The following is a 12,227-nucleotide window of genomic DNA, read 5'->3' as shown; positions in this document are numbered from 1 at the left end:
GGGGTCGGCGCCGGCTGGCCTCGCCGCTCGCCCGGCGCGACCGGCGGCAGGCCATTGTCCGACGGTCCCTGCACGCCCGGGGTGCGCCCCTCGTCGGGAGCCGGCGGCAGGCGGAAATCGATCGGGCGCGACGGCGTCGCCGCGTCCTGCGCGGCGACGGGCACGCCTGCGGCCAGCATCGCCGCGGCCAGCGCATAGGCCGCCGCCTGTTGTCGCCCGAAGTTACGCACCGTCATCTTGTCCGCGATCCCACACTACCCATATGCCGCCCGCGCCGCTGAATTGGCGCTGAACCCTGCGGTCGACCCGTCCCGGAAAGCATTGGCCCGGATGACATAGGCCGCGCTGCGCACTAGAGCCTTTCCATGACCGATTCCAGCCCCACACCGCTCGCGCCGAAACATCTCGGCCAATCCAGCGAACTTCCTGCCTCGCCCGAAGCGGCGGTTCTCGACTATGTGCCCAATCCGCGCGCCGGCGATCTTTATCTCGTCCGCTTCGCCGCGCCCGAGTTCACCTCGCTCTGCCCGGTGACCGGTCAGCCCGATTTCGCGCATCTTGTGATCGACTATGCGCCCGGACAAACGATCGTCGAATCGAAGAGCCTCAAGCTCTTCCTCGGCAGCTTCCGCAATCATGCCGGCTTTCACGAGGATTGCACCGTCGGCATCGGGCGCCGCCTGTTCGACGAGATGCAGCCGCGCTGGCTGCGCATCGGCGGCTACTGGTATCCGCGCGGCGGCATTCCGATCGACGTCTTCTGGCAATCCGGCGCGCCCCCCGCAGAACTGTGGCTCCCCGACCAGGGCGTCGCGCCCTATCGCGGACGCGGTTGACCATGTTTCTGTCGCAACAGCCGGAATTTCATCTTTCCGTCACGAATTGTTGACACTAGTGTCAACGATATGAGCACCGCCGCCCTGCCCCATGACCACGACATCAAGGTCGGTCCCGACGTGATCGACTTCATGGGTCATGTGAACAACGCCCATTATCTGAGCTGGGTGCAGGAAGCGGTGCTGGCGCACTGGCGCCAGATCGCGCCGCCGGAAGCTGTGGCGGCGCATCTGTGGGTCGCGCTGAAGCACGAGATCACCTATCGCCGCCCGGCCTTTCTCGACGATCAGGTCATCGCGACCGTGATCCTCGAAAAAGTGCAGGGCGCGCGCGCCTTTTATGAAACGATCATCAAGCGCGGCGAGGATGTGCTCGCCGAGGTCAAATCGAGCTGGTGCTGCATCGACGCCGAGACGCTGCGGCCCGCGCGCCTCGCGAGCGACGTGATCGCCCGCTTCTTTCCGGGCGAAAAGGCTTAGCCGGGCGATACGGGATCGTCGTCGCCATCGTCGTCGACGACCAGCCAGATTCCGCCGCCGATGATCGCGAGCCCGAGAACGATCGCGACCCAGCTCGCGCCTTCGAGTTCATTCTGGTCCTCGGTGATCGAGACCGCCTGAGCGGCGTTCCATGCGGGCGCCGCGGAGGCGGCCACCGGCGCCAGAACCATCGACGTCGCGGCGAATGAGACCGCGGCCTTCTTCCAGAGATTCATCGCAAGCTCCTTTTTCAGAAGCCTAAAAACGCCGCTGGAAGGCGATTGTTCCCCGGCCCCGCGCCGAAACGGAGCTAGGCGGCCGCGAAGCGGATCGGAAGGCGCTTCAATCCGCCGACGAACACCGATTCGACGCGCGCCGGCTCGCCCGCCAGTTCGAGGCCCCGGAGCCGCGGCAGCAACTCCTCCATCAGAATGCGCATCTCCATGCGCGCCAGATGCTGGCCCAGGCAGACATGCGCGCCGAACCCGAAGGCGATCTGCTGGTTCTTTTCGCGGTCGGGATCGAAAGCGAAGGGGTCGCCGAACACCGCCTCGTCACGGTTCCCCGAAACATAATTGAGCATCAGCCAGTCGCCCTCGCGGATCGTCTGCCCGCCGATCTCGACATCCTCTTTCGCGCTGCGCATGAAATGCTGGACCGGCGTCGTCCAGCGGATCGCCTCCTCGATCAGCCCCGCCTTGTCGCTTTCCGCGTCGCGGAAGCGCCCGAACAGCGCGGGGTTCCTCGCCAGCTCCATGATCGCGCCGGCGGTCGACGCACTCGTCGTGTCGTGCCCCGCGGTCGCGATGATCATGTAATAGCCTGCGAGTTCTCGGTCGGGGATCTGCTCGCCACCGACCATGGCATTGGCGATCACGGTCGCGATATCCTCGCGCGGGTTGGCGCGGCGGTCGGCGGTGAGCGCGCCGAAATAATTCTCGAAATCGGCGATGACATAGTTGAGCATCGCGATCGCCTGCTCGGCGCTGGTGATCGCCTCGCGGCTGCGGTTCAGTTCGGGATCGGTGGGGCCGAAGAGCTGCTGCGTCAGCATCAGCATCCTCGGCTCGTCCTCGGGCGGCACGCCCAATATGTCCATGATCACGCGCAGCGGATAATGCGCCGCGACGTCGCGCGCGAAATCGGTCTCGCCATCGCCCGCGAGCATATGATCGACCGTCTCGCGTGCGAGCTGGCGGATGCGGTCTTCGACGATCTTCAGATTTTTGGGCATGAACCAGCTCTGCGTCAGCAGTCGGTATTTCATGTGATCGGGCGCATCCATCTGGACGAGCGAGCGAATCAGATGGCCGTCGCCTCCCGGCGTCGCGGCGCGCGCCAGCGCCTCGCCGTCGCGGTTGGTGAGCACGGTCGGACGGATGCCGTTCGCGAAGCGCTGCGGATCGCGGCTGATCGCCATGATGTCGGCATGTCGGGTCACGAGCCAGAAAGGATCGTGGTCGTGGTTTTCGGCCACCGCGAGCGGCGCGTTGGCGCGCGCCCAGGCAAGCTGCTCGTGCAGCGGATCCCATTGGCCGTATGCGACAGGATCGACGACGGCGGCGGCTACCTCTCCGGGCAATATAGGTTTTGTCATGCAACCAAAGCTGCCCGATCGCGTGCCGTCTGTCGAGCCCGGACGACGGCCTGCCGAAAGGGGGCGTTGCCGGGGCACGCGCATGCGCCTAGCCCGGGCAGCGGAATCATACCGGGGATCGCAACCATGAAATTTTCGACTCGTCATTTGCTCGTTGCCGCCGTCTCGTCGCTGGGCCTTGCCGCCTGCGCGGCGCAGCCGGGGATCGGATCGCCGACCCCCGTTGCCGCAGCGCCCGCCCTCACCGGGGCGCCGCTCGACACGAGCGTCCCGAGCCAGCTCCCGCGCGTTGCGCGCCCGCTGCATTACGACATCGACGTGACCCCCGACGCGAGGGCGCTGGGCTTCGCCGGCGAGGCGCGAATCGATGTCGAGCTCTACGCACCGTCGGCGACGCTGACGCTCAACGCGCTCGACCTCGGCTTCGCGAGCGCCAGCCTGACCGGCACCGACGGCAAGGCGATCGCCCTGACGGTCGCAACCGATCCCGAAGCGCAGACCGCGACCTTCACCGCCCCGGCCCCGCTCGCGCCCGGCAAATATCGCCTGACGACCAGCTACACCGGCGTGATCAACACGCAGGCGAACGGGCTTTTCGCGCTCGATTATCCCGACAAGGCGACGGGGAGCGAGGTGCGCGGACTGTTCACCCAGTTCGAGGCGCCCGATGCGCGCCGCTTCGTCCCGAGCTTCGACGAGCCCAGCTACAAGGCGACCTTCACCCTTTCCGCGACCGTCCCCGCGGGCGACCTTGCGGTGAGCAACATGCCTGTGGCCAGCGAAACGCCGCTCGCGAACGGGCTGAAGAAGGTGAGCTTCCGGATTTCACCCAAAATGTCGTCGTATCTCCTCTTTTTCGCGACCGGCCCCTTCGAGCGGCTCGCCGCGAAGAGCGGCAGCGGCGCCGAGGTCGGCATCGTCTCGCCCAGGGGATCCGGCGAACAGGCGCGCTTCGCGCTCGACAGCCTCGGCCCGCTGCTCGGCTATTACAGCGACTATTTCGGTCAGCCCTATCCGCTGCCCAAGCTCGACAATGTCGCGGGGCCCGGTCAGTCGCAATTCTTCGGCGCGATGGAAAACTGGGGCGCGATCTTCACCTTCGAGCGCATCCTGCTCGACGATCCGAAAATCACCAGCGACGCGACGCGCCAGCAGATCTATTCGACGCAGGCGCACGAGGTCGCGCATCAATGGTTCGGCGATCTCGTCACCATGGCATGGTGGGACGATCTCTGGCTCAACGAAGGTTTCGCAAGCTGGATGGAAACCAAGGCGAGCGACCATTTCCACCCCGACTGGCAGCCGCTGCTCGAGCGCGTCGACGGCCGCGAGCGCGCGATGGGGCTCGACGCCTTCGCGACGACGCATCCCATCGTCCAGACGATCCGCACCGTCGAGGATACCAATCAGGCGTTCGACGCGATCACCTACCAGAAGGGCGAGGCGGTCATCACGATGCTCGAATCCTATGCCGGCGAGGCCGTATGGCGCGAGGGTCTGCGCGCCTATATGGACAGGCACAAATATGCGAACACGCGCACCGACGATCTGTGGAACGCGGTCGAGGCGGCGGGCGCGAAGGGGCTGACCGCGATCGCGCATGATTTCACGAACCAGCCGGGTATCCCGCTGCTCCGCGTCGGTGGCGTGACCTGCGCCGGCGGCAACACGAAGGTCGAGCTGACGCAGAGCGAATTTTCGCGCGACCGCAAGGACAGCATCGATGCCGCCGCGCGCCGCTGGCGGGTGCCCGTCCTCGCACGCGCCGGCAACGGCGCGGTTGCGCGGCAGGTGATCTCGGGCGGCACCGGAACGCTGAGCCTGCCCGGCTGCGGCGCGGTGCTGATCAACGCCGGTCAGGCAGGCTATTATCGCACGCTCTATTCGCCCGCGGCGCTGACCGCGCTCCGCGGCGATTTCGCGAAGCTGGCGCCGATCGACCAGCTCGGCCTCCTCGGCGACAATTTCGCGCTCGCCTATGCCGGCTATCAGCCGATGGGCGCCGCGCTCGACCTGCTGGCAGCGGCACCCGAAGATGCGAACCAGAAACTGCTCGGCGACGTCGCGGGGCGTTACACGGCGCTATACGGCTATTTCGACGACCAGCCGGCAGTGCAGAAGCAGATCGCGGCGCGCGGCGCTGCGGCGCTCGCGCCCGCGATGCAGCGCCTCGGCTTCGACGCGCGCGCCGGCGAACCCGCGCTCGACAGCATCCTGCGCTCCGAACTGCTCGGTGCGCTCGGCACGCTGGGCGACGCCAGGGTGCTGGCCGAGGCGCGCCGCCGCTTCGCATTGCTCGACGGCAATCCCGCGGCGCTCGACGGCCCGCTGAAATCGCGCTGGCTCGACATCGTCGCGGCGAACGCGAGCGAGGGCGAATGGAACAAGCTTCGCGCCTTGGCGAAGGGATCGAAATCCGCGGTCGAACGCAGCGCCTTCTACACCTTCCTCGGCAATACGAAGAACGCGGGGCTGGCGAAGCGCGCGCTCGACCTCGCGCTCACCGACGAGCCCGGCAAGACCGTCAGCGCCTCGATCATCGGCGCTGTTGCCCGGAATCATGCCGGACTCGCGGTCGATTTCGCGCAGGCCAATCAGGCCGCGGTCGACCGGCTGATCGACGCCTCGGCGCGGGCACGCTTCCTCGCCGGGCTCGCGGCCGCGTCGAACGATCCGGCGATGATCGCGAAGCTCGAACGGATCGCCGCGCCGCTGCCCGCCGACGTTCGCAAGCCTTATGACAAGACGCTGGCCAGCCTGAAGGAACGCAGCGTCAGCCGTCCGCGGATCAGGGGCGAGATCGCGAGCTGGCTGAAAGGAAAGTAGCGAAAAGAGCTGCAGCCGGTCAGTCGGCCGGCTGCGGCGCCCCCGCAGGCATCGCGCTTTCCCATTCGGCGCGCGCCTTGCGGATCATCGCCTTCAGCGCATCGGCGTGGCGCTGCCACGCGGCGGCGGTGTCCGCGCTCCAGGCCGGGCCCGCCGCGGCGCCCACTTCCTCGACCGTCATGTCGATGAAGGCGTCATATTCGGTGATCGGCAACGGCCCATAGGCGCGGTGGGTGAAGACAAGCTCGGCGACGAGCGGCCACACCCAGCTTTCCCCCTTCGCCAGTCCGAGCATCATCTGCAGCGTCTCGTCGGTCATCCGCACCGACGAGGCATCGACGATCATGAAGCTCGCGCGGCGTTCGGGAAAGACGGCGAAGAAGCGATCGAACAGCGCGTGGCGGATATCGATGCCGGCGTCGGCGACGGCGGCGAGGCTCGCCTCCATCGCCGCGGCGTCGCTCACTTGAACAGGCTGCCCAAAATGCCGCGCATCAGCTGGCCGCCGAACTTGCCCGCGACCTGCCGGCCGAGGCTCGTCGCCGCCGACCGCGCCGCCGACTGCACCATCTTCTCGGCCATCGAGGGTTTCGCCGCTTCGCGCGCCGCCGCCTTTTCAAGGCGGATGCGTTCGCGCTCCTCGGCCGCCTTGCGCTTCGCCTCTTCCTTCGCGGCAATCGCGGCCTGCTTGTCGGCCTCGACCTGCGCCTTGGCCTCGACGGCCGCGGCCTGCGCCTGCTCGGCCTTGGCGGCAAGCAGTTCCTCGGCGCTCTCGCGGTCGACGGGCGTGTCATATTTGCCCTCGACCGGCGAGATCGACCTGATGATCGCCCGCTCCTTGGCGTCGAGCGGTCCGGCGCGCGAGCAGGGCGGCTTGATCAGCGTGCGTTCGACCGGCGACGGCGCGCCGTCGGCCATCAGCAGCGAGACCAGCGCCTCGCCGACCTTGAGTTCGGTGATCTCGCGCGCGACATCGACCTTGGGATTCGGACGGAAGGTTTCGGCGGCGGCCTTCACCGCCTTCTGGTCGCGCGGGGTGAAGGCGCGGAGCGCGTGCTGGACGCGGTTGCCGAGCTGGCCCGCGACATCCTCGGGAATGTCGATCGGATTCTGCGTGACGAAATAGACGCCGACGCCCTTCGAGCGGATCAGGCGCACGACCTGTTCGATCTTTTCGGCGAGCGCGGGCGGCGCGTCGTCGAACAGCAGATGCGCCTCGTCGAAGAAGAAGACGAGCTTGGGCTTGTCGGGGTCGCCGACCTCGGGAAGCGTCTCGAACATCTCGCTGAGGAGCCAGAGCAGAAAGGTCGCGTAGAGCTTCGGGCTCGCCATCAGCTTGTCGGCGGCGAGGATATTCACATAGCCGCGCCCATTCTCGTCGGTGCGGATCATGTCCATGATGTCGAGCGCGGGCTCGCCGAAGAAATGGTCGCCGCCCTGGCTTTCGAGCGTGAGAAGCTGGCGCTGGATCGTCCCGACCGTCGCTTTCGACACATTCCCGTATCTGGTGGTCAGCTCGTCGGCATTTTCGGCGCACCACGACAGCATCGCCTGCAGGTCGCCGAGGTCGAGGAGGAGCAGATTCTGTTCGTCGGCGACCCGGAACGCGATGGCGAGTACGCCCTCCTGCACCTCGTTGAGCCCCATCAGCCGCGCGAGCAGCAACGGCCCCATTTCGGAAATCGTCGTGCGGATCGGATGCCCCTGTTCGCCGAACAGGTCCCAGAAGATCACCGGATTGTCGCGATAGGCCCAGTCGCTGTCGCCGATCTCGGCCGCGCGCGCGGCGAAAATCTCGTGCATCTTCGACGTCGGGCTGCCCGCCATCGCCATCCCGGCAAGGTCGCCCTTCACGTCGGCGACGAACACCGGCACGCCGACGGCGGAAAAACCCTCGGCGAGCCCCTGCAGCGTCACCGTCTTGCCGGTGCCGGTCGCGCCGGCGATGAGCCCGTGACGGTTCGCGCGCCTGAGCACGAGCGACTGGCGCGGACCATCCGCCGCGCCGCCCCCGCCAAGGCCGATATAGATTTCGCTTGCCGTGCTGCCATCGCTCACGCTGCATTCCTCCGCTGACCCAAATCTGGTCCGGTCTAGAACGGCGCGAAAACTCAGGCAATCGGCAACTCGGCCATTCCGCCCCGCCATCCATCATTCGCGCTTGACTCATTTCGATGTTTAGCTAAATATCACATCATGAGTTCGATCTTCAAAGCCCTCTCCGACCCCACCCGCCGCCGGGTGCTGCAGCTGTTGCAACGGGGACCGATGAGTGCCGGCGAGCTCAGCGAACAGTTCGACGTGTCGAAGCCGACCATGTCGGCGCACTTCGCGGTGCTGAAGGAAGCCGACCTGGTCCATGCCGAGAAGGACGGAAAATCCGTCATCTATCACCTGAAGCTTTCGGTTCTCGAAGAAGCCCTGCTCGGCTTCGTTCACTCGTTCAATCCCGGTGCTGCCGCAGCACCGGTGGATCAAAAGGACAAGACATGATGCAACAGCAGTTGAAGGCGGATATCGCCTGGGGTGGCGGCATCGTCGTGCTGGCGCTCGCCGCGACCGCCGCGCTCCAGCTCGGCTATATCGACGGCGACGATGCGACGCGCATCGTCCTCGGCGCGACCGGGATCATGCTCGCCTGGTACGGCAACCGCATGCCCAAGATCCTGACCCACAGCGCCCATGCCCGCCGGGTGAACCGCGTCGCGGGATGGTCGATGGCCCTCAGCGGGCTCGTCTATGCCGTGCTATGGGTCTTCGCCCCGATGACCATCGCGCTGGTCGGCGGTTGCGGCGCCGTATTGGCCGGGATCGCGGTGACCTTTTTCTATTGCCGGTCGCTGCCGTCGAACGAAAGGCCGGCCTAGCGCGCTTTCCCGGCCGCGCCCTCACCCCATGATGAAGGCGTTGAGCTTGTTGCCGTCGGGGTCGCGGAAATAGCCCGCATAAAATCCCTCGCCGCGCGGTCCCGGAGGGCCTTCGCAGGTGCCGCCGTTCGCCAGCGCGATCTCATGGAGCCGATGGACCTGTTCCCTGTCCTTCGCCTCCAGCGCGACCATCACACCGTTGCCGACCGTCGCGACATTGCCGTCGAAGGGGCGCGTCAGGCCGATCCCCGCGCCGCCGCCGGGCTTGCCCCACGCGATGAAACCGTCGAATTCCATCATGCGCGGCGTATCCAGTTCGGCGGCGATCGCATCGTAAAAAACCGCCGCCTTTGCGAGATCCTTCGTCCCCAGCGTCACATAGCCAATCATCATCTTTCTCCCGACTCGATATTATGAGAACATAATATGAACGAAGGGTGCGGCGCGCAAATGAAAAGGGCGCCGCTCCCGAAGGTGCGGCGCCCCCTGATGTCGGGCGATAAAGCCCGGGCCTATTTCACGCGAACCGCGACAAAGGCCGACGGGCCGCCACGGCGCAGGATTTCGAGCAGCACCGCATCGCGGCCCGCCTTCTTCGCGTCGGCGACCGCCTTGGCGAGCGTCTCGGCCGTCGTGACCGGCGTGCGGTTCACGCTGAGGATCACGTCGCCGCGGCGCAGGCCCTTGCGGCCGGCATCGCTGTTCGCCGAGGCGGCGCCGATAACGAGGCCCTTGGTCCCCGCATCGACACCGACCGCGCGCGCGATATCGGGGGTGACGATCTGCACCGACAGGCCGAGCTCGTCCTGGATCGCCTTGTCGGCGGCGCCCGTCGGATCCTCGGGCTCGGTCTGCTCGGCTTCGGGGTCGAAGTTCGAACCGGTCAGCTCTTCCTCCGGCGGACGCGTGCCGACGACCGCCTGGACCGTCATCGTCTTGCCGTCGCGGATGATTTCGAGCGGGATGCGCGTGCCGGGCTTGGTGTTCGACACGATGTAGGACAAGGTCTGCTGCGGCGTGACCTCCTTGCCGTTGACTTTGGTCACGACGTCGCCGCGCTTGAGGCCGGCCTTCGCCGCCGCCTGATCGTCCTCGACGCGCTGGACGAACTCGCCGCGATCCTTCGGCAGGCCGAGCGCCGCGGCCAGATCCTCGTCGACCGGCGCGATACCGATGCCGAGATAGCCGCGCTGGACCTTTTCGCCGGCACGCAACGCCTCGATCACGGGAATCGCGGCATCGGCGGGGATCGCGAAATTGACGCCGATGTTCGCGCCGACGGGCGAGATCAGCATATTGTTGATGCCGACGACATTGCCCTGCAGATCGAACAACGGGCCGCCCGAGTTGCCGCGGTTGATCGCGGTATCGGTCTGGATATAGCGGTCATAGGCGCCGCCCTGCCCGATATTGCGCTGGACCGCCGAGATGATCCCCGCGGTCACCGTCGAGCCGAGACCGAGCGGGTTGCCGATCGCGACGACCCAGTCGCCGACGCGCGCGGTGCCGCCGTCGGCGAATTTCACGAACGGCAGACCGCTCGCCTCGATCTTGAGCAATGCAAGGTCCGACGCCACGTCGCGGCCGACGATCGTCGCCTTGTATTCCTTCTGGTTGGTCAGCGTCACCGTGACCTGGTTGACGGCCTCGCCGCGCGGGCCGCCCGAAATGACGTGATTGTTGGTGACGATATAGCCGTCGGCCGAGATCAGGAAGCCCGAGCCGCCGCCCTGCTGTTCCTGCGTGATCGGCTCGCGCGTCCCGGCAAAGGGGTTGAGGCGAACGCCCAGCGTGACTTCCTGCTTGGTCGAGATGTTGACCACCGCAGGCTGCAACTGCTCGACGAGGTCGGCGAAGCTTTCGGGCGCGCCGGCACGCGGCACGGCCTTCGCGATTTCGCTCTTTTCATTCTGCGCGACCTGCGCCCCGACGGGCGACTGGGTGACCAGCGCCAGCGCGGTGCCACCCGCCAGCAAGGCCGAAGTGATGCCATAAACATAACGCACGATCGGAAATCCTTTTCTCTTGCGAAAAACTCTCTGCCCCGGCGGCGGTTATCTGCTCGCCCGCGGCTGAACGCTGTTTGAACATGAACGACGGTTGCACAAACCGTTCATCCGCCGTCCCGTTCCAGATCAATTACCCTTGAAACGCTTCAGATACTCGTTGTCCGCAGACATGACGATCGACGTCGCGCCCTGGTTGTTTTCACCGAGGAAGGTCTGCCGATAGCTTTGCATCGCGCGGTAGAAATCATAGAATTCGGGGTCCTTGCCAAAGCTCGCGGCATAGATGCGCGCCGCTTCGCCGTCGGCGCCGCCGCGAATGATCTGCGCTTCCTTCTGGCCCTCGGCGCGGATCGAGATCGCCTCCTGCTGCCGCGCGGTGCGCATGCGGTTGTACGCGGCCTCGAGCGTCGCGCCCTCGGGCAGGTCGGCGCGCTTGATCCTGACGTCGATGATCTCGGCGCCATATTTGTTCGCCTCGCGGTTCAGTGCGATCTGGATATTGTCCATCACCGCACCGCGTTCGGCCGAGAGCAAGGTCGCGAAGGTCCGCTTGCCGAGCTCGTTGCGCAGCGACGAGCCAAGGATCGTCGCGAGCTGCTGCTGCAGCCGTTCCTCGGTGCGGATCGCGGTATACATGCGCACGGGATCGGTGATCCGGAAGCGCGCGAAGGCGTCGACCTGCAGCCGCTGCTGGTCGGTCGAGAGCACCTGCTGGCGTTCCATGTTCACACCGAGGATGCGCTTGTCGATCAGCTGGACCGAATCGGCGAAGGGCAGGGTGATCAGCACGCCCGCACCCGAACGGCCGAATTGCTCGCCCTTCTTGTAGGCATTCTTCGTGCCGTAGATTTCACCGACGCGCAGGATGACGGCCTGGCGATCCTCGGGAACGATCGTCACCGTCATCATCAGCACGACGAGTATGGCGACGATCCCGACGAGCAGGCGCACCGGATTGCGGAAAAGCGAATCGAACATCATTCGCCTCCCTTCGTGGCCGCTTCGGGCGCCTTGAGTCGTTTCTGGACTTCGTTGAGCGGCAGATACGGGGTGACCCCGCGCGCCTCGACGATCGTCTTGTCGACGTTCGACAACACGGCCTCCATCGTTTCATAATAGAGACGCTGACGGGTCACCCCGGGCGCCAGCTTGTACTGTTCATAGATCTTGTCGAACGCCGCGGTGTCGCCGCGCGCGCGCTCGAGCACCTGCTGCTGATAGGCGCGCGCGAGGTTGATCGCCGATTCGCGCTCCTGCCGCGCCGCGGTGACTTCCTTGAACGCTTCGTCGACCTGGCTCGGCGGGTCGGCCTGACGGATCGCGATCCCCTGAATCGTCACCCCCGCCCGATATTCGTCCAGCAGCGCCTGCATGCGCTGCTGGACCTGTCGTTCGATCTCGACACGCCCGGGGCCGATCGCCTGGACGAGGTCGAAATTGGCGACCGTCGCGCGCATCGCGCTTTCGGCGACCTCGCGGATCGTCTCTTCGGGATTGGCGAGCTGGAAAAAGAAAAGTTCGGGGCTGCGAACCGACCAGCGGACCTCATAGGCCAGATCGACGATGCTCTGGTCGCGCGTCAGCACGAAATTCTCGTCGGTCGCGTTGGGCG

13 protein-coding genes and 1 pseudogene are annotated in these 12,227 nt (G+C 66.2%); 5 read left to right on the top strand and 9 right to left on the bottom strand.

All coding sequences use genetic code 11. The features are described 5' to 3' along the window. Window positions 1-236, bottom strand: a pseudogene (locus JHC57_RS17525) (hypothetical protein); the annotation flags it as partial. A 129-nt stretch (window positions 237-365) separates the two neighbouring features. Here JHC57_RS17525 and queF point away from each other — a divergent pair. Continuing rightward, the gene (gene queF, locus JHC57_RS17520) at window positions 366-836 is read left to right on the top strand and encodes a preQ(1) synthase (protein WP_294031617.1); all 471 of its coding nucleotides are present in this window, start codon (window positions 366-368) and stop codon (window positions 834-836) included. A 69-nt stretch (window positions 837-905) separates the two neighbouring features. Beyond that, entirely contained in the window at window positions 906-1,316 is a 411-nt protein-coding gene (locus JHC57_RS17515) for a thioesterase family protein (protein WP_294031616.1), read from the top strand. Here JHC57_RS17515 and JHC57_RS17510 read toward each other — a convergent pair. Both JHC57_RS17510 and JHC57_RS17505 read right to left on the bottom strand, forming a co-directional pair. Continuing rightward, complete coding sequence (locus tag JHC57_RS17510; protein ID WP_294031615.1) at window positions 1,313-1,552, bottom strand: hypothetical protein; 240 nt, start codon at window positions 1,550-1,552, stop codon at window positions 1,313-1,315. The two genes, JHC57_RS17515 and JHC57_RS17510, sit on opposite strands and share 4 nt — an antisense overlap. A gap of 74 nt (window positions 1,553-1,626) precedes the next feature. Further along, entirely contained in the window at window positions 1,627-2,913 is a 1,287-nt protein-coding gene (locus tag JHC57_RS17505) for a cytochrome P450 (protein WP_294031613.1), read from the bottom strand. A gap of 126 nt (window positions 2,914-3,039) precedes the next feature. Between JHC57_RS17505 and JHC57_RS17500 the strand changes: the two genes are divergently transcribed. Beyond that, the gene (locus tag JHC57_RS17500; protein ID WP_294031611.1) at window positions 3,040-5,739 is read left to right on the top strand and encodes a M1 family metallopeptidase; all 2,700 of its coding nucleotides are present in this window, start codon (window positions 3,040-3,042) and stop codon (window positions 5,737-5,739) included. Between the two features lie 19 nt (window positions 5,740-5,758). On the opposite strand, the gene JHC57_RS17495 is transcribed toward JHC57_RS17500, so the two are convergent. Further along, window positions 5,759-6,205: a hypothetical protein gene (locus tag JHC57_RS17495; RefSeq protein WP_294031609.1), complete on the bottom strand. Its 447-nt coding sequence runs from the start codon at window positions 6,203-6,205 to the stop codon at window positions 5,759-5,761. Next, window positions 6,202-7,770, bottom strand: coding sequence for a helicase HerA-like domain-containing protein (locus JHC57_RS17490; protein ID WP_294031620.1), 1,569 nt, complete (start codon window positions 7,768-7,770; stop codon window positions 6,202-6,204). The genes JHC57_RS17495 and JHC57_RS17490 overlap by 4 nt, the downstream gene beginning before the upstream one ends. A 165-nt stretch (window positions 7,771-7,935) precedes the next feature. On the opposite strand from JHC57_RS17490, the gene JHC57_RS17485 reads away from it, so the two are divergent. Together JHC57_RS17485 and JHC57_RS17480 are read left to right on the top strand one after the other, a co-directional pair. Further along, a complete protein-coding gene (locus tag JHC57_RS17485) occupies window positions 7,936-8,232 on the top strand; it encodes an autorepressor SdpR family transcription factor (RefSeq protein WP_294031607.1) in 297 nt (98 codons plus the stop codon). Beyond that, complete coding sequence (locus JHC57_RS17480; protein ID WP_294031606.1) at window positions 8,229-8,606, top strand: ammonium transporter; 378 nt, start codon at window positions 8,229-8,231, stop codon at window positions 8,604-8,606. Before JHC57_RS17485 ends, JHC57_RS17480 begins: the two co-directional genes overlap by 4 nt. A 21-nt stretch (window positions 8,607-8,627) precedes the next feature. Here the strand turns inward: JHC57_RS17480 and JHC57_RS17475 are convergent, their stop codons facing one another. The 4 genes from JHC57_RS17475 to JHC57_RS17460 all read right to left on the bottom strand — a co-directional run. Beyond that, complete coding sequence (locus JHC57_RS17475) at window positions 8,628-8,996, bottom strand: VOC family protein (protein WP_294031619.1); 369 nt, start codon at window positions 8,994-8,996, stop codon at window positions 8,628-8,630. Window positions 8,997-9,118: 122 nt separating this feature from the next. Continuing rightward, a complete protein-coding gene (locus JHC57_RS17470; RefSeq protein WP_294031605.1) occupies window positions 9,119-10,612 on the bottom strand; it encodes a trypsin-like peptidase domain-containing protein in 1,494 nt (497 codons plus the stop codon). 129 nt (window positions 10,613-10,741) lie between these two features. After that, window positions 10,742-11,593, bottom strand: coding sequence for a protease modulator HflC (locus tag JHC57_RS17465; RefSeq protein WP_294031603.1), 852 nt, complete (start codon window positions 11,591-11,593; stop codon window positions 10,742-10,744). Continuing rightward, on the bottom strand, window positions 11,593-12,227 hold a 635-nt coding region (locus tag JHC57_RS17460), incomplete at its 5' end, for a protease modulator HflK (protein ID WP_294031601.1). The genes JHC57_RS17465 and JHC57_RS17460, both read right to left, overlap by 1 nt.

It is taken from the genome of Sphingopyxis sp., assembly GCF_016463645.1.
In the GTDB taxonomy this organism is placed as follows: Bacteria; Pseudomonadota; Alphaproteobacteria; order Sphingomonadales; family Sphingomonadaceae; genus Sphingopyxis.
Note: the sequence above shows the minus strand (reverse complement) of the source record. Positions and strands in the feature narration are given on the sequence as shown.